Origin of the sequence: Methylobacter marinus A45 (assembly GCF_000383855.1) — a bacterium.
Classification (GTDB): domain Bacteria; phylum Pseudomonadota; class Gammaproteobacteria; order Methylococcales; family Methylomonadaceae; genus Methylobacter; species Methylobacter marinus.
This window is the reverse complement of record NZ_KB912877.1, coordinates 1458749-1483012: the sequence shown is the minus strand read 5'-3', so window position 1 is coordinate 1483012 and position 24264 is coordinate 1458749. Positions and strand designations below refer to the sequence as shown.

Genomic DNA, 24264 nt, shown 5'->3' with positions numbered 1-24264 from the left:
GGGGGTTATTCCAAGCTTTTAAGGTAAGCCGACAAAGCCTGAAGCTCGCTTTCGGTAAAGAAGTCGTAGGGCAGCATCAGATTCTCCGGCTTAAGCTGCTGGTGCCGGCTGATCCAGCGGCCAAAACTTTCCGGGGTGTTCGGCAGTATGCCGGCGCCGAGCGACAATCTGCCGCCGACGTGCGTCAGGTCCGGTCCCTCTTTGCCGTCGGCCCGGGTGCCGCGTACGGTATGGCAGCCGCCGCAGCCGCTGGTTAAAAACAGCCGTTCGCCCGCGTGTCCGCGCGCCGGTTCCGCATCCGCCTTTTCCCTGGCGAGCCACGCGTCATAGTCGTCGGGGGGCATGGCCACGGCATAAAAAGCCATCAGCGCATGGGCGCCGCCACAGTATTCCGCGCATTGGCCGCGCACGATGCCGGGCTTATCGGCGGAGAAATGCAGGCGATTGATGCGGCCGGGGATCATATCGACCTTGCCGGCATAGGCCGGCAGCCAGAAACTGTGAATCACGTCTGCCGTCGATAGCTCGATTTCGACAGGGCGTCCCGTGGGAATCCGTATCTCATTGGCGGCTTCCGTCGTATGGCCATCGTCGTGCCGATAAATAACCCGCCACCACCAGCGTTCGCCCACCACCGAGATACGCAGGGCATTTTCCGCCTGCACCAGGTTTTCCCCGACGCGCAATATTGAAAAGCCGTAAATCAGCAGGGCGCTCAAGGTCACGACCGGGAACACGATGCCGCCCAGCACCACGGTTTTGACCCGGGTCAGCTGGCGCCGCCAGTCGGCGGGACCGGCGATGGCGACAAACAGCAGCAGACAGATGAAAACCGTTATCAGCGCGGCGGCGATGAACATGATCCAGGTCAGCAGCGTAATGCGCGACGAAACCGGCCCGAGCCCCGCAAATGCCGATTGCTCGCCGGCGCAGCCCGCCAGGGTCAGCAGCGTTAGGGCCACAAACGGCAGCAGGCGAGGGCGGGCCGTTTTCATGGCGCCGAAGCCTCTTCCTGAACGCGATCAGCCTGTGGCGGCCGACCCGCGAAGAACGATGCGGCGGCCTCGACCTGCTGGTCCGTCAGCCGCTTTGCGACAACCGACATCATGGCGCCGTGCGGGGTTTTATGACGGCCGCCTCGCCGCCAGACCTGCAATTGCCGCCGGATATACTGTTCCGACTGGCCGGCCAGGCGCGGATAGTCCGATCGCCCGTTCGCGCCGTGGCATGAGAGGCAGGCCGGAACCTTGCGTGCACGATCGCCCTGTTCCGCGAGCTGGCGGCCCTGCTCGCGCAGCCGCGGGGAGGAAGGCCGTGGAGGCTGGCGGGGGGAAGGCGGCAGAGAGGCATAATAGGCGGCCAAACGATCGATTTGCTCGTCATCGAGGTCATCCGCGACAGGCTCCATAAAGCCGCTCTGCCGGGAATCGTCGCGATATTCATGCAGCGCCCTTCTCAGATAAGCCTCATTCTGGCCGCCAATATGCGGCACATAAGGACTGGGCGGCGCCGCTCCGGCCGTATCGTGGCAGCGGCTGCAGGCGGTCAGGTCAAGCCGGGGCCGCCCCTGACTGACGAGCGTGCCGGCGGAATAGCCTTGCGTTTCGCTATGGCCGCCTGCATAGCGTCGGTATTCGGTCTCGGACATGGACGGCAGGGCTTCCAGAAAAGCCACGACCGCCCAGACTTCATCATCGCGGCCCGCGCCGCTCCAGGCCGGCATGCCGGTGAATTGAATGCCGTGGCGCGCGATCCAGAACAACTGCTCGCGCGTCCAGTGATGCGCGTGTTTTTGCAGATCGGGAGGCGAAGGCAGCATATGCCCGAAAACCGGGTTGACCGGTTGGCCCGGCGCCCCGTGACAAGTGGCGCAAGTGCCTTGAAAGTGCGCGGCGCCAAGCGGCACCAGGTCGGCGGAATCCTGTTTCGGCGGCTTGACGGATCGGCTGTTGAATTTAACCGAACGCTCCTTGCCCAGCTGCAGAAACCGTTCCATCCAGGCAGGATGGCCGGCGCTGGCCGCTATGTTGTAAATCCCCGAATAAGCGATCATCAGCGCCAGCAGGGTGAGCCCGGCAAAAAGCCCCAGCGTCCAGAGCAGCAGGGCACGCCAATGCCTGGTTGCCCACCCCGTCATGAGCCGCTTTCCAAAACTGGCACAATGGCGGCCGCCGTCGTCATTAGCCCGATAGGGATCATCATGCGGATCGAGGACGAGCCTGCGATTTCAACAGGGTAAAGCGTCAAAGAAGTCGGTAACGATAAGACCGCCAGTTCTGCAAACGTAAATAACTTTATGGGCTTAGCCTGCATTCGAGTCGCCTCCCTCTCAAAATTTTTCCGCCACAAGCGGATGCTGATAATTCCAGGGCCGCCGTTTACCAGTCCCGGAATCATTTATAAACAGCCTGGGCAGAGCTGTCAGGGCAATCGCGTTATTTTTCCTTCTGACAACGGCAATGAGCTAAAGTGCGTCAGATTGACCAGCAACTCGATAACGGTTATAGCCAAAGAGAGGGTTAGCCCGGATATTTCATAAACACCACAGCGTTCACGAACGACCCCAGGGATGGCGGCGCTCGTGTCCTTAGTGGTGAAATATTCAGGTTAACCGTTTCGGGTCTCCCCATTTTGCATCGCCATGAGTATGACTTCCGCCATATGCAGGCCGCGTCGCTCGGTCAGCTGTCCGATCTGCTCGCGGCAGCTGTAGCCGTCGGCCACGATCAGCGTGTCAGGCGGGGCGTTGCGTACCGCCGGCAATAAAACCAGCTCGCCGATCTGTGCCGACAGTTCGGCTTTGTCTGTTTCGAATCCGAACGAGCCGGCCATGCCGCAGCAGCCCGAGTCGAGATCCTGCCAGTCCAGCCCGAGCCTGTCGAGCAGGGCTTGCTCGTGCTCCAGGCCGGCCAGGGCCTTCTGGTGGCAATGTCCGTGCAGCAGGGCTTTCCGCGCCAGCTTCGGAAACGGGAAATCCGGCGCCTCTTTCATCAGGAATTCGCTAAAGAAACAGGTTTGCCGGCTCAACCGTTGCGCCATTTCATCCTCGGGGAAGAGATTGACCAGTTCGTCACGGAAGACCGCGACGCAGGCAGGTTCCAGGCCGACAACAGGCATGCCGCTATCGATGGCCGGGCGCAGATCGGCAAGAATCCGCCGCAACTGGCGCCTGGCCTGATCGAGCATGCCGAAGTCATACAACGGCCGGCCGCAGCAAATCTGCCGTTCGGGTACTTGCACCTGAAACCCCGCCGCTTCCAGCACCATGACGGCCGCTTTGGCGGTTGCCGGGTGAAAATGATTGTTGAACGTGTCCGGCCAGAGCATGACGCCCGGCTTGCCGGTGTTGCCGGGTGCACGATGCTTGAACCAGTGCCGGAAGGTTTCCGGCGCAAAGCGCGGCAGGCGGCGTTGCGAGGACACGCCGGCCACGGTTTTGATGAGCGCGCCGATGCCGGGCGCCTGCGCCAGCCAGTTGACCGGCCCCGGCGCATGGGCCGCCAGCGCCGCCCAGCGGTCGATCCAGCCGAACGCGTAAGCCTGGCGCGGACGGCGCTTGTGCTGGTAATAATGGGCCATGAACTCGGATTTGTAGGTCGCCATGTCGACCTTGACCGGGCAATCGCCCTTGCAGCCTTTGCAGGCCAGGCACAGATCGAGCGATTCTTTCATGGCCTCGCTCTGCCAGCGATCGGTAATGACCTCTCCGCGCAGGGTCTCGAACAGCAGCCGGGCCCGGCCGCGCGTGCAGTGTTTTTCCTCACGCGTCACGCGGTAACTGGGGCACATGGTTTGACCATGCTGCTGGCGGCAGTTGCCGACGCCGACGCAACGCAGAACGACCTGGCTGAACTGGCTATTGTCCTTCGGATAGCGGAAGTGCGTCAGCGGCTGGACCGGCTGGAAACCGGCCAGGCGCAGGTTTTCAGTCGGCGGATAGGCGTCGACGACCTTGCCCGGGTTCATTTTCCCGTCCGGGTCCCAGATCGATTTGAAGTCACGGAATGCCTGCACCAATTCCTCGCCGAACATTTTCGGCAGAAATTCCGCTCTGGCCTGCCCGTCGCCGTGCTCGCCGGACAGCGAGCCGCCATAGCTGACGACCAGGTCGGCCGCTTCGTGCAAAAAGGCATGAAAGGTCTGGATGCCGGCCTCCGTTTCCAGATCGAAATCGATGCGGGTATGGATGCAGCCCTGGCCGAAATGGCCATACAGGTCGCAGCCGTAGCCGTATTGGTCCAGCAGCCGGCGTAAATCGCGCAGATAGGCGCCGACTTTGTCGGGCGGTACGGCGGCGTCCTCCCAGCCCGGCCAGGTGTTTTTCTTGTCCGGGACATGGGCGGTCGCGCCCAGCCCCGACTCGCGCACTTTCCAGACTTTTTTCTGGGTCTTGGCATCGCTGAACAATTTCATTGCTGGCGGATTGTCCGACTGCCTTAACGCGTCCATGCAGGCTTTCGCCGCCGCATCGGCCTCGTGTTGATCATGGCCGCCGAATTCGGCGAGCAGCCAACCGCCGCCTTTGGGCAACAGTTCGACTTTTTCGGGGTGCAGGCTGATAGCGTCCATATCCATTACCAGGCGGTCGTCCAGGCCTTCAAGGCCGATAGGCTGGTGCGCCAGTACCTCGGGCACGTGGTCGCCGGCGCTGAATACATCGGGATAGCCGAGCGCCAGCAGCGAGCGGACCGGCGGACTGTCAACCAGCCGCACCAGGGCGGCCAGGACCACGGCGCAGGTGCCTTCCGAGCCGACCAGGGCGCGGGCCACATTAAAGCCGTTTTCCGGCAGCAGCTCGTCCAGGTTATAGCCGGAGACGCGGCGCGGGATTTTCGGGTAGCGGCTGCGGATTCGATCGGCCTCTTTGTCGGTCAGCGCTTTCAGCCGCTTATAGATGTCGGCGCGCCGCCCGCCCTCGGCGACGATGCGCTCGAATTCGTCCGCATCGGTGCGGCCGACGGTCAGGCGCGTGCCGTCGTAGAGCAGTACATCGAGCTCGATGATGTTGTCGACGGTCTTGCCGCCCATCAATGCATGAATGCCGCAGGAGTTGTTGCCGATCATGCCGCCCAGCGTGTTGTGCGTGTGCGTGGCCGGGTCAGGCGCAAAGGTTAAATGATGCTGTTCGGCGGTCTCGCGCAGATCGTCGAGCACGCAGCCGGGCTCGACCCGTGCGGTCTTGGCGTCGGGGTTGAGTTCAAGGATACGATTGAGGTATTTGGACAGGTCCATGACCACGGCGACATTGCAGCACTGGCCCGCCAGGCTGGTGCCGCCGCCGCGCGAGACCACGGGCGCGCCGTGCCGGCGGCAGGCGGCGATCGTGGCGACGACATCGTCGATCGATTTCGGCACGACCACGCCGTCGAACAGCAGCGTCTCGATGCGCGCATGGTCGTAGAAATACTCCAGATGCCGTACCGGCGCGGCCGCGCAGCAGACGTGCGCATGCATGGCCGGCGCGCAGTGGCTGGACAGCGGCACATTGAAGGCCCGGCACAGGGCGGCGGCCTGCAGGAAGCCGGTTATCCCCGCGCAACGCGTCGCGTCGGCTTGCAGCATGCGCCGGAAGTACACGCTGTCGTAGCCGTATTCGCCGGCGCTGATGTCCATGCCCGGCGGTGCCCGGTCGCGGATCAAGCGCAGGCCTTCAAGATCATCGCTGGAGACAGGCTCCTCGAACCAGGACACCCCCGTTTCGGCAAAGGTCCGCGCCATGGCCAGGGCCTGCTTGCGCGAATAAGCGCCGTTGGCATCGACAAACAACTCATGGGCCGGCCCGATCGCGGCACGCGCGGCCGCGACGCGCGCCGGATCCTGTTCCGGTTCGCGGCCGACTTTCATCTTGACGCGGGTGATGCCCCGGTCCGTCCAGCCGGCCAGCTGTTCCTGCAACTTGGCAGTCGGGCAGGAGGTAAAGCCGCCGCTGCCGTAGACCGGCACCGCCGCGCGCGCCTGTCCAAGCAGGGAAACCAAGGGCAGTTCGAGAAGCCGCGCCTTCAAGTCCCACAGCGCGTTATCGACGGCGGCAATGGCCATCGAGCAAATGCCCGGCCGCCCCTGATTGCGGATGACGGCTACCATGGCTTCCCAGCAGCAGGCCACCGCCAGCGCGTCGCAACCGACCACCACCGCCGCCAGCCGGTCGTTAATGAGCCTGGCCGCCGCGGCATCCGCATAGCTGAAGCCGATGCCGGTCTTGCCGCTCGCACGGGCTTCGGCCAGTATCAGCGTCGTTGCCGTCCATTCAAGCGTGCCGTCGGATTCCGGCGCGGCGGTCGGAATCCGAAAGGCTGAGCCTTGCAGACTGGCGATAGGTGCGTCGTTGTAGCCGGCATGGTTGGGTCGGGACATTGTCCAGGCTAAAAGATTTGTTTCATGGAAGCCTTGATAATGTCGACGGAATCCGGATCGCCCTGCAGGATCGCCGAGGCATAGGCTTTGGCCTGCTTGAAGGTGATATGCGGCGGCAAAGGCGGCACGTCGGGGTCGGCATAGGCTTCCAGCACCACCGGGCGGTCGGCGCCGATCGCCCGGTTCCAGGCATCAGCGATCTGTTCCGGCTGGTCGACGCGGATGCCCATGAGACCGACCAGTTCGGCGAAGCGCGCATAGGGGAAATCGGGCAGATCCTGCGAGGCATCGAATTTCGGGTCGCCGGCCATGGCGCGCTGTTCCCAGGTAACCTGGTTCAGGTCGCGATTGTTCAGCACCATGACGATCAGGCGCGGGTCGCTCCAGCGCCGCCAATACTTGCCGATCGTGAGCATTTCGTTCATGCCCAGCATCTGCATGGCGCCGTCGCCGATCAGCGCGATAACCAGGCGCTCCGGATGAGCGAATTTGGCCGCCATCGCGTAAGGCACGCCGCCGCCCATGGTGGCCAGCCCGCCGGACAGCGAGGCCATCATGCCGCGCCGGATTTTCAGATTGCGCGCGTACCAGTTGGTGACGGAACCGGAGTCGCAGGTGATTATGCAATCATCGGGCAGGCGCGGCGACAGTTCCTGAACGACGCGTTGCGGATTGATCGGGTTGGCCGATTCCATGGCCCGGTCTTCCAGGGTTTCCCACCACTCGGCGACATTCTTTTCGATGCGCTGGCGCCAGCTGCGCTCCTCTTTTTTATGCAGCAGCGGTATCAGCAATCTGAGCGTTTCAGCGCTGTCGCCGACCAGATTCACTTCCATCGGGTAGCGGATGCTGAGCATGCGGCCATTGATGTCGATCTGCACGCCGCGTGCCAGGCCTTCCTCGGGCAGGAATTCGGAATAGGGAAAACTCGAGCCGACCATCAGCAGCGTGTCGCAGTCGGTCATCATCTCGTAGCTGGGCCGGGTGCCCAGCAAGCCGATGGAGCCGGTTACATAGGAGATGTCGTCGGGCACGGCGGCTTTGCCCAGTAGCGCCTTGGCAATGCCGGCCCCGAGCAGGTCGGCCACTTCGAGAATTTCATCCGTGGCATGCAGCGCCCCGGCGCCGACCAGCATCGCGACTTTGTCTCCGGCATTGAGGATATCGGCGGCGCGCTGTAATTCTTCGGCATGAGGCACGGTGCGCGGGGCTTCGTAGCCGATCCCGGAATGGATGGTGCCATGCTTGCGGGGCGGCTTTTCGGCCTCCATTTCCTGCACATCGTTAGGGATGATGATGCAGCACACATTATGCTCGGACTGGGCAATACGCATGGCCCGGTCGACAATATGACGCATTTGCGCGGGCGTTGAAACCATATGCACGTATTCATGCGCGACGTCCTTGAACAGCGAGATCAGGTCGACCTCCTGCTGGTAATTGCCGCCCAGGGCGGCGCGCTTTTGCTGGCCCACGATCGCGACCACGGGCTGATGGTCGAGCTTGGCGTCGTACAGGCCGTTCAGCAGATGAATAGCGCCGGGCCCCGAAGTGGCGACGCAGACGCCGACTTCGCCGGTGAATTTGGCATGCGCGCAGGCCATGAAGGCAGCCGTCTCCTCGTGCCGCACCTGGACAAAATCAATCATGTCGGAGGCCCTGTTCAGAGCGCCGAACACGCCGTTGATGCCATCGCCCGGATAGCCGAAAATGCGTTTGACGCCCCATTCGGACAGGCGGTGCAGGAGAAAATCGCTGACATTATCTTTCATGATGATGTGCCCCCGTCTTGCCTTTGCATTCGGCATGTCCGCACGCGCACATGTCCGAGCCCACTAAGTTCTCGCAAAGATCGCTGCAGTATTTCTCGCCCGGCCGCGCCGGACAGTTGCAGCCGGGATGGGCGCATTTGGGCGCGGTGCTTTTATTCGACTGACTTTTGTTGGTCGTGGTCATGGCCTTCTCCAGATCGCTTTTATTCACACCTAATCTTACATAGTGACGATCCCCGGTTATGTTCGCTAGCGAGCTTAAAGGCATATTTTTTCAAATAATCGCGCCGGTTGTATCGAGGCGGAGGCTAAATGGCTTGCTATGATGTGAACCGATGGGTCCCGCTTCCTTCGGAGAAAGGGCCTGGCGGTTTACCTGGATATTGGCGCTTCGCATTAACCGATGATCAGTAGAACGAAGCGGCATAAAATGATAAAGTTCTGCGTTTATCGCGGACGGCCTGCCAAGGTTTTTTCCTGTATAGCCGATTAAGACTCTAACTATTACGACCTGAATTTATGAAAACGATTACATTGACAAAGAATTTCTTTTTTGCGGCCTGTATCGGCACAATTCTGACACTGTCCGTGACAGGCTGCTCGGATGACAAGGAAGAGCAAAAGCAACAAAAGCCGGCCAGCACCGCCGCCGTGCATGATCCTTTCGATCATTCGCATGATGTGCCGGTGACCGATATTCAAAAACATACGTTCGAGCACCAGTTCGCCGATCAATGCGTGGCCAGGGAACTGCAAAATTCCGTCAATAAAGAGTACGACAAAAAACGGCTCTCCGAGGACTGCATGTGTATCGCGACTTTCCTGATGAAGGATCTGACGGCCGCGGAAGCCAAGAAATTCATCACCGAGCATAAAAACACGCGGTCTTTAGTGATCAAGTATGAAAACGCGGCTTATCACTGCCTGCAGCAGAAAGCCCAGCCCAAGGGACCTAAGTTGTTTGGCAGGTAGCAATAAGGCGTTGAGATTGAGAAGGGCGGATGTATTGATCTCTTGAGGGTATATCCGCCCATGGGCGACTTGAGTCGCCCCCTTAACGGTATTTCAGGCGATTACCGTAATAATCGCTTTTTCGGCCCATTCGTTTAATATCGCCAGGCCCGCTTCGATGATCCGGGACGGGTCGGGGTGCTGGGCCTCTGCCGCCACCTGGCTTAAGTAATCCTCCGCCTTTAGTCCTCCGTTTTCCTGAATCAATTGCAGCAGTCTGTAGGTGATCGCCGTGATCTGGGAAAAATGCACCTGGTCATCGATATCGCGGTAAACGATCAGGAAGGTCGGCTGTTCCGGTGCCTCTGGCGGCAGATAATCGGGCGATATGCGCTGGACCGGGTATTGATAAGCCAGCGGCCAGGCCAGCGGCGACAGAATGATGCGTTTGTCCGGCAGGTTTTCGATGTCGGCGCGACTGTTTACCGCTACCTCGACTTTGGCGGTCGACAGCGCCATTTCCACCCATTCGTAATGCGCCAGTTCGAGCAGAAACGGCAAATCATCGGGATTGTCGCGTTCGTTCTGCAGGTAATCGAGGAACTCTTCCGGGATTTCGGAAAAATAGGGCGACTGGCAGCGGTGGCTGGCAAAAAAATCCTGGGCCAGCCTGAACCATTGCCGGTCATCGAGAATCCTGCGCAGGACCGGAAAACTGTTGGACAGGAAGCTTTCGACATTGTTGAAGAACAGTTCGCGGTACATGGCCATGCGCTGGGCCTTGACATCGGCCGGCGCCGGATTGTTTTCAGGGTCCCGGATATAGGCCGCAAATTCACGCTGTTTGGCTTTGAAGTCGACGCGCTTGGCGGTTTCAGGCGGTCTGTTTTTCATGCTGACTTTTCCAGGCGTTCTGTATCGTCCGGATGGTGCGGACTTCCTGCACCAGCTCCGCCAAAGAGGGAATGTTGAAGTCCCGCTCCAGCAGGGTCGGGAATACGCCGTAAAGCTCATAGGCCTTACCCAGTAGTTTCCAGACCGGATCGATAATGTCGGCGCCATGCGTGTCGACCAGGAAATCCTCGGCTTCCACATAATGCCCGGCAATATGCGCGTAAGCGATGCGCTCGGCCGGGATGGCTTTCAGGAATGCCTCGGCATCGTAGCCGTGGTTGACGCTGTTCACGTAAATATTGTTGATGTCGATCAGCACGTCGCAGTCCGCTTCCTCGACGACGGCGTTGAAGAAGTCTATTTCGGCCATTTCCTGGCCCGGGGCGGCGTAATACGAGACATTTTCGATAGCGATTCTGTGTTCGAGTATGTCCTGAACGCGCCTGATACGGGCGGCCACGTGCGAGACGGCCTCCTGCGTGAACGGCATGGGCATCAGGTCATACAGATGACCTTCCTTGCTGCAATAGCTCAAGTGCTCACTGTAGAATTTGATTTGGTGTTCGGCCATGAAGTCTTTGACTTGCCGCACGAACTTTTCGTCGAGCGGATCGGTGCTGCCTATCGATAGGGACAGACCGTGGCAGACAAAGTCAAAGCGTTCGGTCATGGCCCGAAATTGCTTGCCCAGTTTGCCGCCTATCGTGATCCAGTTTTCCGGCGCGACTTCATAGAAGTCGACTTCTTTGGGCGGGTTTTCGACGATTTCACTGAGAAACGACCGACGCAGGCCCAGGCCGGCGCCGTGCACGAGATTTAGAGTTGTGTCCATAAGAACACCTGTGTATGGGGTTAAAGCGGGAGGGCATGATGGTCATGCCCTCTTTTGGTGGCTATAAGGAACGTGAATTTTATAACTCCCGCAACTGACTTGTCTTTCTGTCCCTCTTCGGCGTTGCGCAAACAGTTACATAGCTTGCTATGCGCCTGTTTGCGCGCCTCGGCAACTGCTCCATGCGTTGCTCTACCTCCTGCATCCATGCAGTCGTTGAATATGAACAGAAATCCTGCCTCAATTGCGGGTCTTATTTCATTCCCGTTCCTAAACCTGCTTGAGGCTTATTCGCCGGCTGCGGCTTTAGGGCTGACTTTTTCCTGGCCCGCGCCTTTCTCGCCTTTTTGCATGGCGCCGCAAGCGCCTTCCTTACCTTTCATCATAGCGCCGCACATGTTTTCCATGCCTTTTTTCATTTTGCCGCCTTCCATCATGGCGCCGCACATGCCTTCGCCGCATTTGCCTTCTGTCGCCTTACCCGCCGCTTTAGGGGCAGGCTTGTTGCCAGCACAAGCACCTTCCACGGTTTTAGGCGCGGATTGCATGGCGCCGCCGCATTTGCCTTCGCCGCATGAGCCTTCTTTCATGCCGGGCATGGCTTCGCCGGATTTGCTGGCTTCAGCCACTTGCATATAACCGTTGTTCATGTCGGTCATGGCGAAGGGGTTGGCTTCGGCGTTGGCTGCGGTCGCGGCAAAGGTAGACAGAAACGCGGTTCCCATGGCCGCTGCGAAAGGTGTTTTGTTGGTTTTTTTCATATTGACTCCCGGGTATATAAACAATGATACATAAGCTGCATCGGGTGCGGCGTATGGTATCAAGCACAACTGAACAGCGGATGAATATCCGCTTGTTCAAATACTGAATTACACAGACTATACAGCCTTAGCCAAGTTCCTGCCACTGAGTTTTTCGCTAATCGACTGTTTTGTACGGGTATTCGCACAAATCTTCAATGACGCAGCTCTGGCAGCGCGGCTTTCTGGCAATGCAGGTGTAACGGCCATGCAATATCAATAAATGATGGGCATCTCTTTTATGCTGTTTGGGCACCCATTTCTCCAGCTTCCGCTCTACTTCCAGCACGTTTTTGCCGGGTGCGATGCCGGTACGGTTGGCGACGCGGAAGATGTGCGTGTCGACCGCAATCGTATGCTGGCCGAACGCGGTGTTCAACATGACATTGGCCGTTTTTCTGCCGACGCCGGCCAACGCTTCCAGTTCTTCCCGCGTCCGCGGCACCTGGCCCGCATGCCGGTCGAGCAGTTGCTGGCAGAGCGTCATGATATTGGCCGCCTTGCTGTTATACAAGCCGATCGTCCTGATATAGTCCTTCAGACCTTCCAGTCCCAGCGCCAGAATGGTTTCGGGCGTATTGGCGACAGGAAACAGTTTGGCCGTGGCTTTATTAACGCCTTTATCGGTCGCCTGGGCTGACAGCACGACCGCGATCAGCAGCTCAAACGGTGTCTCATACCGGAGCTCGGTCTTGGGCTCGGGGATGGCTTCGGCCAGGCGGTCAAAGATGATTCGGCGTTTCTCGATGTTCATTGCTTGAACGATTTCAGTTTCAGCAAGGCTTCTTTTTTCTTGCGCGCGCGCTCGGCTTTTTCCGCTTCTGCCCGTGCCTGGCGCAGACAGCGCGCCTCGTAGCGGCGCATGGCTTTTTGCGCTTGTTCGGCCTTTTGCGCCGGCGTCGGCCGGGGGACCGGCTTCATGACGATGCAGTCGACCGGGCAGGGTGCGATGCACAGCTCGCAGCCCGTGCATTCCGAGGCGATGACCGTATGCATGCATTTGGACGCGCCCAGGATCGCATCGACAGGACAGGCGGCGATGCATTTCGTGCAGCCGATGCAGTCGTCTTCGATAATGAAAGCGACCTGTTTGGGCTTGTGTTGGCCGAATCGCGTATTGAGCGGTTTGGCCGGTACGCCCAGCAAACGTGCGATTTCAATAATGCCTTCATCACCGCCAGGCGGACACTGGTTGATGTCCGCCGTGCCGGCAGCGATGGCCTCGGCGTAGGGTTTGCAGCCTTTGAAGCCGCATTGGCCGCATTGGGTTTGCGGCAGTAAAGCGTTAATTCGATCGATCACGTCCAGGTCAATGTCCTTCCATCATCGCCGCGACATCGTTTTCAACCGTGTCTATGCCTTTCAAGGCAAATTGTTCGGTCAGCCTGTCCTTGACGGTATCCGTGAAGAAAGGCGGCAGGGTCGGGCCCAGGCGCACGTGTTTAATGTTCAGCGCCAACAGCGCCAGGAGCATGAGAATGGTTTTCTGTTCATACCAGGCGATGCTGAAAGACACCGGCAGTGCGTTAAGGTCGTCAAGGCCCAGAGTCTGCTGCAGATCTTTCAGGAACACGAGCAACGAGTAAAAATCATTGCTCTGGCCGGCGTCCAGCAGGCGCGGAATGCCGTTGATGTCGCCGAGAGACAGTGTATTGAAACGGTATTTGGTATCGCCCGCGGTCAGGATCAGCGTATCCTGAGGCAGCGCCTCGGCGAACTGCGTGTAGTATCGGCGCTCCTTGTGACGGCCGTCGGTGCCGGCCAGCACGATCAGGCGCCGGATGGCGCCGTCCTGAATGCCGGCGGCGATCTGGTTCAGATAGCTGTGCAGCGATTGATGGGCATAGCCGAGGGTCGTCGTATTGTCGCTGAGCTGGCTGGGCGGCTCGCATTGTCTGGCTTGCTCGATCAGCGGGGTGAAATCCTTGCGCTGGCCGGGGCGGCGGTCGGCGATATGGGGTATGTCGGGCCAGCCCACCATGCCGGTCGTGTAAATCTTGTCTTTGTAGTTGCCTTTTTGCTGCTGAATACTGTTGGTGGTGATCAGGATCGGGCCGTTGAATTTTTGGAAATCGGTGCGCTGCTCCTGCCAGGCATCGCCGAAATTGCCGGCCAGGTTGAAGTATTTTTTCAAGGCCGGATAGGCGTGCGCGGCAATGGCTTCGCCGTGCGTGTAAACGTCAATGCCGGTGCCGGCGGTCTGCTCCAGCAGGTCTTCGATGTCGCGCAGGTCATGGCCTGAAACCAGTATGCCCGGCTTGTCCCAGCTGTCAAAATAGACTTTGGTCGGAACCGGGGCGCCGAAGCGCGCGGTATTGGCCTTGTCGAGTTGGGCGAAAGCGGCCAGGCCGTGCTCGCCGCATTTCAAGGTCATGGCCATGAGTTCATCGAGCGGGCTGTCGGTTTTCAGGCTGAAAGCCAGCGCCTCGTGCAGGAAGGCATACAATTCGGCATCGGAAAAATCCAGCGCTTCGGCATGTTCGATCAGCGACGCCAGGCCTTTCAGGCCGTACACCAGTAATTCGCGCAGGGCATGGCAGTCGTCGTCCAGCGCCGGAATCTGCATGACGCCGGCCGTTTCGCCTTGTGCCACAAAGGCCGCTTCCGAGACATCGGTGTATTGCCAGGCGGCTTCATCGGGCACCGGTTCGCTGAAGGCAACGCCGTTCTGTGCTTCGAACGCGGCGGTAAACCGGTGGCACAGATGATTTTTACGTTGCACGGCTTCCTGTATCAGGGAAACGAACACGGTCGGGTCGAAATTGACATTGGTCACCGTGGAATACAATGCCCGAGCGGTAAACCGGTCGGTTCTGGCATCGCTTATGCCCAGTTGCCTGGCTTTGTGTGCATAAAAAGACAAACCTTTCAGAACATACACTAATAAATCCTGAAGACTGGCGACATCTTCTTTTTTGCCGCAGATGCCGGCGGAATCACAGGCGATGTTTTTTTTGGCTTCCTGACAGTGGTAACAAAACATTTCTAACTCTCTACTACTAAATTACTTAACGCGCATACCCGGCTGCGCGCCATTATCAGGGTGCAGCACCCATAAATCCTTGCCGCCGGGGCCCGCCGCCAGCACCATGCCTTCCGAAACGCCGAAACGCATTTTGCGCGGAGCCAGATTGGCGACCACGACCGTCAATTTGCCTTCCAGATCTTCCGGTGCGTAAGCCGATTTGATGCCGGCGAAAATGTTGCGGGTTTCATCGCCGATATCAACGGTCAGTTGCAATAACTTGTCGGCGCCTTCGACGGAAGCGGCTTTGACAATGCGTGCAATGCGCAGGTCCAGTTTTGCGAAATCGTCGAATTCGATGGTATCGGCGATCGGGTCGCAGGTGCGGGCCTTGGCTTTGGGCGGTTCGGCCGTTTTTTCCAGATTCTCCCTGGAGGCCTCTATGATGGCGGCGATTTTATCAGGCTCGACACGCGTCATCAGCGGTTTGAAATCGTTGATGACATGGTCTGTCAACGGTTGTGCGCCGGCTGCCGGCCAGGCTTGCGAGGCAATGTTCAGGAACTGCTCGGCTTCGGACGCCAGTGCCGGGATGACCGGTTTCAGATAGGCCGCCAGCATGCGGAACAGGTTGATGCCCATCGAGCAGACCTCGTGCAGTTCGGCATCCTTGCCTTCTTCCTTGGCGATCAGCCAGGGTTTTTTCTCGTCGATGTACTGGTTGGCTTTGTCGGCCAGCGCCATGATCTCGCGCATGGCTTTGGCGAATTCGCGCGTCTCATAGAATTCGGCGATTTGCTTATGGGCGTTGACGAACTCGGCGAACAGGGCCGGCTCCGAACAGCGCGACGACAGTCTGTTGTCGAAGCGCTTTTTGATGAAGCCGCTGCAGCGGCTGGCGATATTGACAACCTTGCCGACCAGATCGGAATTCACGCGCTGGCTGAAATCGTCGAAATTCAGGTCGAGATCATCGACGCCGGCGCTCAGTTTGGCGGCGAAATAATAGCGCAGGTATTCGGGGTTCAGATGCTCCAGATAGGTCCGGGCCTTGATGAACGTGCCGCGCGACTTGGACATTTTCTCGCCGTTCACGGTTAAAAAGCCATGCGCGAAAATGGCGCTGGGCGTTCTGAAACCGGCGCCGCTGAGCATGGCCGGCCAGAACAGGGCGTGGAAGTAAATGATGTCCTTGCCGATGAAATGGTACAGCTCGGCATTGCTGTCCTTGCCCCAGAACGCGTCGAAGTCCAGGTCCTGCTTGTCGCACAGGCTCTTGAAGCTGGCCATATAGCCGATAGGCGCGTCGAGCCAGACGTAAAAATACTTGCCCGGGGCATCGGGAATCTCGAAGCCGAAATACGGCGCGTCGCGGGAAATGTCCCATTGCTGCAGGCCGGCTTCCAGCCATTCGTCGAGCTTGTTGGCGACTTCCGGCTGCAGGTGGCCGGATTTGGTCCAGTGCCGGAGCAGGCCGGCGAAATCGGCCAGGTTGAAGAAGTAATGGACGGATTCCTTTTCCACCGGTTTCGCACCCGATACGGCGGAAACGGCGTTTTTCAATTCAGTCGGTGAATAGGTGGCGCCGCAGGCTTCGCAACTGTCCCCGTATTGATCGGCCGCGCCGCACTTGGGGCACTCGCCTTTGATGAACCGGTCGGGCAGGAACATGTTCTTGACCGGGTCGTACGCCTGCGTGATCGTGCGCGAGCTGATGTGGCCGGCATCGCGCAGGCGTTCGTAGATCAGCGATGAAAAAATCTTGTTCTCGTTGGAATGGGTGCTGTGATAATGGTCGAATGCGATGCCGAATTCGGTAAAGTCGGCCAGGTGTTCCTTGCCGACCTGGGCGATCAGCGCTTCCGGCGTGATGCCTTCGCGATCGGCTTTGAGCATGATCGGCGTGCCGTGCGTGTCGTCCGCGCAAACGTAGTAGCACTGGTTGCCGCGTTGTTTCTGAAAACGGACCCAGATATCCGTTTGAATGTATTCAACCAGATGTCCGAGATGAATAGGGCCGTTGGCGTAAGGTAAAGCGCTGGTGACGAGAATTTTTCTATCCGACATAATTAATTAAATAGCAAGCAGTACGAAGACAAAACGAACCGTGTATTATGGCACAAAATAAGCGCACTACCGAGTAGCGGGCGCTAAAATGTGCATTATAAAAGAAAAGCTGTAAAATGCCTTCTATTCCATAGTAAATCACTTGGTTATTACTCATCCTTCTCTTCCCAACATGGAGCATAGTCATGGCAAGCATCGAAAAGGCCGCGATAGAAAAACTGCTGAGTACGTTTATCGATCCCAACAATGGCACCGATCTGGTTTCCGCAAAATCGGTTAAAGCAATTGCCGTCGATGGCGCAAACGTCAGCGTTAAACTGGAACTGGGTTATCCGGCCAAAAGTTACCTGGCCGAGCTTAAGGCGGCCGTCGAACAGCACCTGAAAGCACTGGCCGGCATAGGCGATGTGACGGTCGAAGTTTCGGTGAACATTGTCTCGCATGCCGTGCAGCAGGCCTTGAAGCCGTTGCCCAACGTCAAAAACATTATTGCCGTGGCCTCGGGCAAGGGCGGCGTCGGCAAATCCACGACTGCGGTCAATCTGGCGCTGGCGCTGGCGGCTGAAGGCGCGCAGGTCGGCATTCTCGATGCCGACATTTACGGGCCCAGCATTCCGACCATGCTGGGGCTTTCCGGCTATCCGGCCAGCGAGGACGGCAAAACCATGATGCCGAAAGTCTCTTACGGCGTGCAGACCAATTCCATCGGTTACCTGATCGACGCCGATCAGCCGATGATCTGGCGCGGGCCGATGGTAACCAATGCCTTGCAGCAGTTGCTGAAAGATACCAACTGGACCGATGTCGATTATCTGATTATCGATTTGCCGCCCGGCACCGGCGATATTCAGCTGACTTTGGCGCAGCAGATTCCGGTCAGCGGCGCGATCATCGTTACAACGCCGCAGGACATCGCCCTGATCGACGCTCAGCGCGGTCTCGGCATGTTCGAAAAGGTCAATGTGCCGGTGCTGGGCATCGTGGAAAACATGAGCATCCATATCTGCAGTAACTGCGGCCATGAAGAAGCCATTTTCGGCGAGGGCGGGGGCGCGGCCATGGCCGAGAAGAACAAGGTCGAGTTTCTGGGCTCGCTGCCGCTGGATATTGCTATCCGTAAATTCGCCGACTGCGGACGGCCGACGGTCGTGGCCGACCCCGACGGGCGCCCGACGCAGATTTACCGGGAAATCGCCCGCAAGACCGCGGCCAGGCTGGCGCTGAAAGCCAAGGATTTCAGCAGCAAATTCCCTAATATTGTTGTGCGGAATACTTGAGCCTGAGTCAGTCAGGTTAATCATGAAGAACACGAACGCCTACAAGGAAAGGAAATGATCCCGTCATTTCTCTGCATTCACTCCATCCATGGGGATTATGGAGGCGGTAGAATTGCATCTGGAACAGCAATTGAGAGCACGAAGTTTTAAATTTTTGATTAACTTAGTAATGGGCATGGAATAAATCAAGGAATTGTAGGTGCGAATTCATTCGCACTGTGCGGATAAATCCGCACCTACACCGGAAATTCATCCGCGTATTTGAAGAAGTTATTTTATGCGCGTTCCTTAGTAAGGGGCATGGAATAAATCAGAGAATTGTAAGTGCGAATGAATTCGCACCTACACCGGAAATTCCATCCGCGAACTTGGGGAAGTTATTTTATGCGCGTTCCTAAGGGGCGCGATCATGACTGCATGGACAGGAAATGCCCCCGTCATTTCTCTGCATTCATTACATCCCTGTAAATCAGCAGTTGCCGGGGAGCGGAAGCTTTGCGCAAACAGTAAAAGAAAGCCTGCCTCAATTGGGGGCCCTGTTTTATTCTCGCTTTCTAAGCGAAACATCCAGGTTGTCCTGCTGCGTGCCAGTCACGCTGTAAAAACGCAATGCAGCGGCAGGCCAATGTCTCATAGACAGCGCTGAATTTCTTGAAGATCAACGTCAAAAACAGACGACGCAGGAAACGGTGGTCTCTATTGCTTTCTCGAAACGTAAAAAATTCAATCGGCACTTGATAGAGATTGCGAAAAAACAGCCCAACTATTTGACGAATCCAATGATTATGGGACGATGGCGCGTAAAACTGTCCGAACTATTGAACTTCAAGGCATCAATCCCAATATTCAATACAGTTCAAGCAATGGTCGAAAGCTTTAGCGATATAACGCTGCACCGTTTTATCTGAAATTCCCATGAGTTGAGCAATTTCCATATGCGATAAACCATCGAAACGGTTCAGCAGGAATGCTTGCCGGTGGTCCGCAGGCAATTGCGCCAGCGCATCGCGAAATTTTTTCAACCGTTCCTTCCCGCGCAAGCTATCTTCCGGCCCTAGTATACTGGTAATTATACTGTCTTCAATCTCTTCATAATTATCATGTTGACGATAACTTTTTTTGCGGACATGGTCGATGACCAGATTTGTGGCAACCCTGAATAAAAAGGCGCGAGGCTTGATAATGGCGGATGGCATCGGATAAGTCAGTGCGCGCAAATATACTTCTTGAACCAAATCATCGGCGTCCGACTCGCCAACCTTCCGGCGAAAAAATACCAGCAAATCGGAGGAATAATGTTGAAACCAACCCTGTAAAAGGGTGAGGGATATTTTTTCGGTCATAATCCGGCGTCCTTTGTCAGTATATTATTCAAGCTGGAAAAGCAAGATGCGGGCCAATATTGGAATTGATAAAAATCAAAGGCTTATATATTTTTTATGGTATTTTACTGCGTGAAAACACCTAAAATAGGTGATATCACCTATTTTTTTCAATAGATCCTGGTTACCAGAGGACATTGTGAATAGCAACAGTAACGCGCAAACTCCTCCGACGGAGATCATTGCCGGAGGAGAATGGAGGATTGACTACCGTAAGCAATGCGCAAAGCTTTGCTAACCCGGATATTTCATAAAAAAAGCGGGCAAATCCCGTAGAGTTCGATAAAATTCAGTTGCTTAGATTGAATTTGAACAAGGATTTGCCCGTGCCAAATTGTACCGCAGCTCAAATAGATTTTCCTGCCTTTAAACGCCGCAAAATACAAGCCCAATTCAGCGGCGGAGCCATCACCAGTGATGGTGGTGTGCTGTTGTTAAGAACCATTGACCAACAGCTCCAGTTAACCCAACGGATTGCGGAACAGATGCACGATCCCAGGGATCCTGAGCGCATCCGGCATCCGGTAGTCGACTTGCTGCGACAACGGGTTTATGGTCTGGCCTGCGGCTATGAGGATTTGAACGATCACGATACACTCCGAAACGATATCGCCTTTCAGACGGCCGTGGAAAAGGATCAGGCATTGGGTAGCCGCTCCACCTTGTGCCGGTTCGAACAGCGGGCGGACCGAGGCTTGATGTGGCGGATGCATGAGGAACTACTGGCGCAGTTCATCGCCTCCTATAAGACGCCGCCGAAGTCCCTCATTCTGGATTTCGACGCCACCGATGATCCGGTTCACGGTGAACAGCAAGGGCGTTTTTTCCACGGTTATTACCGGAATTACTGTTTTCTGCCCTTGTATGTCTTTTGCGGTAATCAGTGCCTGGTCAGCTATTTGCGCCCCAGCAATATTGACGGGGCCAAGCACAGCTGGGCGATCCTGGCCTTGCTGGTCAAACGCCTGCGTCAGGTCTGGCCGGACGTTCAGATTATCTTCCGTGGCGATAGCGGCTTTTGTCGGCATCGGATGCTGAACTGGTGCGAGCGGAAGGGCGTCCGCTATATCGTTGGTTTGGCCAAAAACCAGCGCTTGAAGCGTTTGAGTCAACCCTGGATTGAGCAAGCCCGGACACAATATGAGGCAACACAACAGAAACAACGCGTGTTCACCGATTTGCACTATAAAGCCGGCACCTGGCGATGCCGGCGCCGAGTCATCCTCAAAGCCGAACACATGAGTCAAGGCAGCAACCCGCGCTATGTCGTGACCAACCTGGCAGGCGAGGCGCAAACGCTTTACGAACAAGTCTATTGTGCCCGAGGCGAGATGGAAAACCGGATTAAAGAGCAACAACTGGATCTGTTTGCCGACCGTACCAGCTGCAGTCTGTGGTGGCCGAACCAGTTCCGCCTGCTGCTGTCGACGCTGGCCTATACGCTGATCGAGGCCATCCGCCGGATCGCCCTGAACAACACCGAACTGGCGCAGGCCACCTGTGCCACCATTCGCCTGAAACTGTTTAAGATCGGCGCCGTAGTCATCCGCAATACCCGCCGTATTCGGCTGCTGCTGAGCAGTCATTATCCCTTCCAGTCCCTGTTTCGATCTGTCTGCCAGCGCCTGTGCCCTGATTAGCGCTCGGTAAGTGCTGTACCCGGCACGCTATAAACAACGGGGTAAGGGGGAGCTGTGCCTGAAAATCGGCAATCGACCCTGAAAATAGCCCGTTGAACTTCACCTCCAAAAAATATCAGTCGTTTCTGGTCGTCGAGTGCCTCTGAGGGGCGGCTTCATGGGGCTGATGAAATATCCGGGCTAAGGAACTGGCATGAAATAAATCAGGAATTGTAGGTGCGAATTCATTTATGCCCTATGGGTACTTGTGCCCTTCAGGGTATTCGCACTGTGCCGATAAATCCGCACCTACACCGGAAATTCATCCGCGCACTTGAGGAAGTTATTTTATGCGCATTCCTAAGATAGGTAGTCGGCAGCAACAAGGCCACGATATTCCAAGGATCGGGCAGCATGGCATAACTGAAGAAAGCACAGCCGAGGAACATCATCGGCATCAGTGAAAAGGTGATGAAATCCTGAGCTGGAACAAAGCCAGCCATTCCTCGATGCGTTGTTTGGCTTGGCGGCGCGGAACGGAAAAATAGCGGCAATGGCGTTCCAGGTTTTTATGTACCGTCAATGACTGATCGAGCTTGATGCCCTGGGAAACGACGCTCAGCTCCCGTTTTATTTCATCAGATTTAGGGCTGCCGTCCATGCCCAGTATCGCCAATTCTTCTTGGCTGGGTTGCAGATCAGTCCACAGAGTATCTACCGAGCTATCTCATCGGGCAGCAAATAAAATCTCTATAAACTGTCCACTTCCCTTCAGCGATCCGTCTTCATTATTAAAACCATAACAATTAAAGGGAATATGGAGACTTCATGAAGCGATACCTGTTACCGCTGCTACTAAGCAGCGCCGTTTGTTTTCCGACCGTCGCCGATGAGCGGCGGATCGACCTTGACATTCCGCCGCAACCACTGGCGCAAGCCTTGGAACAACTGGCACGGCAAACCGGTTTGCAGTTGCTATACGCCGCCGATAGCACCGCAAGTAAAACCTCGCCGAGAGTAAGCGGTCGCTACACGCCGGAACAGGCGTTAGAGCAACTCTTGAAAGACTCCGGCCTGAGCTACCGTTTCACCGATTCGTATACCGCTGTGTTACAGCAAACGAAAGCCAGCGAAAACAATTCCCTCGCGTTAGAAAACAAAGGCCATCCCTATCCAGTCATGTTGGAAACAATGGTAGTAACGGCAACCAAAACCGAGCGTTTGGCATCGGAAGTGTCGGCGACCGTTGCCGTTGTCGATCAACAGCAGATCCAGCAAATGTATAACCGCGACCTCAGCGATACCTTGACGCGCTCGGCCGGTGTGGATGTACTACGACAAGGCACCAACGGTATCGCCACTCTCAACATGCGCGGCTTGGGCTACGGCCGCAGTTCGACGCTGATCAACGGTCAACTCGCCAATTTTCTCGATTCCAGCATCGGCAGTCGCTCACCTATTCAGACTATAGATTGGGATAACGTCGACCGAATCGAGGTAGTGCGCGGTGCCGGTTCGGCGCTATACGGCCCCAACGCGATGGGCGGCGTGGTCAACATTATCACCAAGGAAGCGCCCGAAGGCCCCAACGTCACTAAGCCCTTTTTCCTGTTCGATTCATTGCCGACTTACGGCGGCGGCTTTACCACCGGCGGTACGGTCAACAAGATCGGTTATCTCCTGGATTTCAAGCACCTGAGCTCGGACGGTTACAAAGCCTCCCCGAATCCGGCATTTTCGCCGGGCGCCACCGGTACGATGATTCATTCGCTGGAAGACGGCGGTTGGAACAAAACCATGGCCGGCGGCAAACTGAAATGGGAAATATCCGATGTTGCCGACCTGAAGTTCAGCTTCAATTACATGGACGACCACAACCTGGCGTTCGACAGGCCCAATACCCAGTTCAACGGCCAGTTTGGCCAGTACAGCCTGGACTATAGCCATTGGCTGACCAAGAACGATCAACTGACGCTCAACCTCAGCTATCGGGATCATCAGGCCGACCTGAACTTCGACAGTTATTACTACCCGTTCAATTACAGCACCGATCCACAAAATCTGCTGAAAGAGGACGCCAAGAAACTCAGCGGCGAAATCCGCAACCGCTGGGATATCGCCGACGGCCATACTTTGTTGGTCGGTTTTTACGGTAGCCAGGACTGGAACAATCGAGACACTATCGAACTGGCCAGCCAATCGATCATCGACAAACCCCGCAACAACATCGGCAACTATGCGCTCTATGGCCAATACGAACTGGCGTTGTGGGACCGTTTGTTCGTCACCATGGGCGGCCGCGGCGACTGGTTCGAATACGATCTTGCCAACACCAGCACCGGCCGCACCGCGCAACACTCGTTTGCGGTGTTCAATCCACGCGGCGGGGTGCGTTTCAAGGTCAATGATGACGTGTCGCTACGCGGCTCGGTGGGTACCGGTTTCCGCCCGCCCGCTCCCTATGCTCTGACCGGCGCGCAAAACACCGTCTTTTACGAAGTCAAACCCAATCCTGATCTGAAGCCGGAGTCTTCGGAAAGCTTCGATCTCGGCGTCGATGCCACCACGCCGTTCGGCACCAAAGTCTCGGCCACGGCCTATTACAACAAGCTGACCGATTACCAACTGCAGTCGGTGACTCAAGAGAGTGGCAAAATGATTTACCAGACCCGCAATCTCGGCAAGGTAAACAGCTACGGCACCGAAGTGGAAATCCAGCAATCGATTACCGAGCAATTGTCGGCCTTCGTCAATTACACCTATACCGTCTCCGAAGCGGCCAGCGCGGCGGAAGTCGGCGTCAGCGGTCTGCCCGACAAAGGCCGGCAACTGCCGTTGACGCCGCGCAACAAGGCGGCTTTCGGCCTGGTGTTCGAATCCGCGCGTTTCAGCGGCCGCCTGGAAGGGCGCTATGTCGATCGCCAGTTCATTTTCGGCGATACCGTCAATGATCCGGCCTATGCGTTAAATTCCTATCTCACCGCCGATTTCCGCCTGACCTACCGCCACCCTCTTGGCAACAAAAAGACCCTGGATATGTCCGGCGGCGTGCGCAATTTGTTCGATCGCAGCTATGAAACCCGCTACATCGATACCTATGCCGAACCCAGGGTGGGCTTCGTTCAGGTCGCGATGGAATTTTAGGCTGGTATGAAATTACCGCGGCAGGACGCCGCGGCCCGCGCCCGGCGATATCTTGGCCGGCCGCAATACGAAAAGCAGCCCTGCTGTTTTTTCAGTCGAAAACCGAAGGATGCGGCGTTTCGGCATTTTTATCCTTTAACGCCCCTTGGGGCAGGAGTTAACTATGGTACATGAAATCGAAATCGTGGAACTGGACGCCATCTATGC

19 protein-coding genes are annotated in these 24264 nt (G+C 57.0%); 4 read left to right on the top strand and 15 right to left on the bottom strand.

Annotated features, from left to right (window positions below):
• Positions 1-5: 5 nt before the first annotated feature.
• From coxB to METMA_RS0106725, 6 genes are all read right to left on the bottom strand, one after another.
• On the bottom strand, positions 6-995 hold the full coding sequence (gene coxB, locus METMA_RS0106750; RefSeq protein ID WP_020158313.1) for a cytochrome c oxidase subunit II: 990 nt from the start codon (positions 993-995) through the stop codon (positions 6-8).
• On the bottom strand, positions 992-2137 hold the full coding sequence (locus tag METMA_RS0106745) for a c-type cytochrome (protein ID WP_020158312.1): 1146 nt from the start codon (positions 2135-2137) through the stop codon (positions 992-994). Before METMA_RS0106745 ends, coxB begins: the two co-directional genes overlap by 4 nt.
• Positions 2134-2397, bottom strand: coding sequence for a hypothetical protein (locus METMA_RS0106740; RefSeq protein WP_020158311.1), 264 nt, complete (start codon positions 2395-2397; stop codon positions 2134-2136). Before METMA_RS0106740 ends, METMA_RS0106745 begins: the two co-directional genes overlap by 4 nt.
• A gap of 210 nt (positions 2398-2607) precedes the next feature.
• Positions 2608-6354 carry an FAD-linked oxidase C-terminal domain-containing protein gene (locus METMA_RS24120; RefSeq protein ID WP_084254093.1) on the bottom strand — a complete coding sequence of 1249 codons (3747 nt, stop codon included), beginning with the start codon at positions 6352-6354 and terminating at the stop codon, positions 2608-2610.
• Between the two features lie 8 nt (positions 6355-6362).
• Positions 6363-8126, bottom strand: a complete 1764-nt coding sequence (locus tag METMA_RS0106730; RefSeq protein ID WP_020158310.1) for a thiamine pyrophosphate-requiring protein — start codon at positions 8124-8126, stop codon at positions 6363-6365.
• Positions 8116-8337 (bottom strand): hypothetical protein, encoded by a 222-nt coding sequence (locus METMA_RS0106725; RefSeq protein WP_020158309.1) that lies wholly within the window; start codon positions 8335-8337, stop codon positions 8116-8118. The genes METMA_RS0106730 and METMA_RS0106725 overlap by 11 nt, the downstream gene beginning before the upstream one ends.
• Before the next feature lie 308 nt (positions 8338-8645).
• Between METMA_RS0106725 and METMA_RS0106720 the strand changes: the two genes are divergently transcribed.
• On the top strand, positions 8646-9098 hold the full coding sequence (locus METMA_RS0106720) for a hypothetical protein (RefSeq protein WP_020158308.1): 453 nt from the start codon (positions 8646-8648) through the stop codon (positions 9096-9098).
• 93 nt (positions 9099-9191) lie between these two features.
• On the opposite strand, the gene METMA_RS0106715 is transcribed toward METMA_RS0106720, so the two are convergent.
• The 7 genes from METMA_RS0106715 to metG all read right to left on the bottom strand — a co-directional run bounded on the left by METMA_RS0106715 (position 9192) and on the right by metG (position 16635).
• A complete protein-coding gene (locus METMA_RS0106715) occupies positions 9192-9971 on the bottom strand; it encodes an HvfC family RiPP maturation protein (RefSeq protein ID WP_020158307.1) in 780 nt (259 codons plus the stop codon).
• Positions 9952-10803: an HvfB family MNIO-type RiPP peptide maturase gene (locus tag METMA_RS0106710; protein WP_020158306.1), complete on the bottom strand. Its 852-nt coding sequence runs from the start codon at positions 10801-10803 to the stop codon at positions 9952-9954. Before METMA_RS0106710 ends, METMA_RS0106715 begins: the two co-directional genes overlap by 20 nt.
• Positions 10804-11090: 287 nt before the next feature.
• Positions 11091-11564 carry a hypothetical protein gene (locus METMA_RS0106700; protein WP_020158304.1) on the bottom strand — a complete coding sequence of 158 codons (474 nt, stop codon included), beginning with the start codon at positions 11562-11564 and terminating at the stop codon, positions 11091-11093.
• 157 nt (positions 11565-11721) lie between these two features.
• On the bottom strand, positions 11722-12357 hold the full coding sequence (nth, locus tag METMA_RS0106695) for an endonuclease III (protein ID WP_020158303.1): 636 nt from the start codon (positions 12355-12357) through the stop codon (positions 11722-11724).
• Positions 12354-12905: an electron transport complex subunit RsxB gene (rsxB, locus tag METMA_RS0106690; RefSeq protein ID WP_020158302.1), complete on the bottom strand. Its 552-nt coding sequence runs from the start codon at positions 12903-12905 to the stop codon at positions 12354-12356. Before rsxB ends, nth begins: the two co-directional genes overlap by 4 nt.
• Positions 12906-12912: 7 nt before the next feature.
• Entirely contained in the window at positions 12913-14586 is a 1674-nt protein-coding gene (hcp, locus tag METMA_RS0106685) for a hydroxylamine reductase (RefSeq protein WP_020158301.1), read from the bottom strand.
• A 21-nt stretch (positions 14587-14607) separates the two neighbouring features.
• The gene (metG, locus tag METMA_RS0106680) at positions 14608-16635 is read right to left on the bottom strand and encodes a methionine--tRNA ligase (protein WP_020158300.1); all 2028 of its coding nucleotides are present in this window, start codon (positions 16633-16635) and stop codon (positions 14608-14610) included.
• 185 nt (positions 16636-16820) lie between these two features.
• Between metG and apbC the strand changes: the two genes are divergently transcribed.
• Positions 16821-17912, top strand: a complete 1092-nt coding sequence (gene apbC, locus METMA_RS0106675; protein ID WP_020158299.1) for an iron-sulfur cluster carrier protein ApbC — start codon at positions 16821-16823, stop codon at positions 17910-17912.
• Positions 17913-18745: 833 nt separating this feature from the next.
• On the opposite strand, the gene METMA_RS0106670 is transcribed toward apbC, so the two are convergent.
• On the bottom strand, positions 18746-19255 hold the full coding sequence (locus METMA_RS0106670; RefSeq protein ID WP_020158298.1) for an RNA polymerase sigma factor: 510 nt from the start codon (positions 19253-19255) through the stop codon (positions 18746-18748).
• Positions 19256-19620: 365 nt separating this feature from the next.
• On the opposite strand from METMA_RS0106670, the gene METMA_RS0106665 reads away from it, so the two are divergent.
• Entirely contained in the window at positions 19621-20934 is a 1314-nt protein-coding gene (locus tag METMA_RS0106665) for an IS1380 family transposase (RefSeq protein ID WP_020158288.1), read from the top strand.
• 436 nt (positions 20935-21370) lie between these two features.
• Here METMA_RS0106665 and METMA_RS0106660 read toward each other — a convergent pair whose 3' ends face one another.
• Positions 21371-21574, bottom strand: coding sequence for a P-loop NTPase family protein (locus METMA_RS0106660; protein ID WP_040590420.1), 204 nt, complete (start codon positions 21572-21574; stop codon positions 21371-21373).
• 167 nt (positions 21575-21741) lie between these two features.
• On the opposite strand from METMA_RS0106660, the gene METMA_RS0106655 reads away from it, so the two are divergent.
• A complete protein-coding gene (locus METMA_RS0106655) occupies positions 21742-24057 on the top strand; it encodes a TonB-dependent receptor domain-containing protein (RefSeq protein WP_020158296.1) in 2316 nt (771 codons plus the stop codon).
• The last annotated feature ends 207 nt before the right edge of the window (positions 24058-24264 follow it).

Bases quoted from the DNA above. Each gene is read 5' to 3' on its own strand.
- METMA_RS0106655 (WP_020158296.1), top strand. From the start codon at position 21,742: ATGAAGCGATACCTGTTACCGCTGCTACTAAGCAGCGCCGTTTGTTTT.
- METMA_RS0106730 (WP_020158310.1), bottom strand. From the start codon at position 8,126: ATGAAAGATAATGTCAGCGATTTTCTCCTGCACCGCCTGTCCGAATGG.
- apbC (WP_020158299.1), top strand. From the start codon at position 16,821: ATGGCAAGCATCGAAAAGGCCGCGATAGAAAAACTGCTGAGTACGTTT.
- METMA_RS0106700 (WP_020158304.1), bottom strand. From the start codon at position 11,564: ATGAAAAAAACCAACAAAACACCTTTCGCAGCGGCCATGGGAACCGCG.
- METMA_RS0106715 (WP_020158307.1), bottom strand. From the start codon at position 9,971: ATGAAAAACAGACCGCCTGAAACCGCCAAGCGCGTCGACTTCAAAGCC.
- METMA_RS0106670 (WP_020158298.1), bottom strand. From the start codon at position 19,255: ATGACCGAAAAAATATCCCTCACCCTTTTACAGGGTTGGTTTCAACAT.
- METMA_RS0106740 (WP_020158311.1), bottom strand. From the start codon at position 2,397: ATGATTCCGGGACTGGTAAACGGCGGCCCTGGAATTATCAGCATCCGC.
- hcp (WP_020158301.1), bottom strand. From the start codon at position 14,586: ATGTTTTGTTACCACTGTCAGGAAGCCAAAAAAAACATCGCCTGTGAT.
- METMA_RS0106660 (WP_040590420.1), bottom strand. From the start codon at position 21,574: ATGGACGGCAGCCCTAAATCTGATGAAATAAAACGGGAGCTGAGCGTC.
- METMA_RS0106720 (WP_020158308.1), top strand. From the start codon at position 8,646: ATGAAAACGATTACATTGACAAAGAATTTCTTTTTTGCGGCCTGTATC.
- METMA_RS24120 (WP_084254093.1), bottom strand. From the start codon at position 6,354: ATGTCCCGACCCAACCATGCCGGCTACAACGACGCACCTATCGCCAGT.
- METMA_RS0106745 (WP_020158312.1), bottom strand. From the start codon at position 2,137: ATGACGGGGTGGGCAACCAGGCATTGGCGTGCCCTGCTGCTCTGGACG.
- METMA_RS0106710 (WP_020158306.1), bottom strand. From the start codon at position 10,803: ATGGACACAACTCTAAATCTCGTGCACGGCGCCGGCCTGGGCCTGCGT.
- nth (WP_020158303.1), bottom strand. From the start codon at position 12,357: ATGAACATCGAGAAACGCCGAATCATCTTTGACCGCCTGGCCGAAGCC.
- coxB (WP_020158313.1), bottom strand. From the start codon at position 995: ATGAAAACGGCCCGCCCTCGCCTGCTGCCGTTTGTGGCCCTAACGCTG.
- metG (WP_020158300.1), bottom strand. From the start codon at position 16,635: ATGTCGGATAGAAAAATTCTCGTCACCAGCGCTTTACCTTACGCCAAC.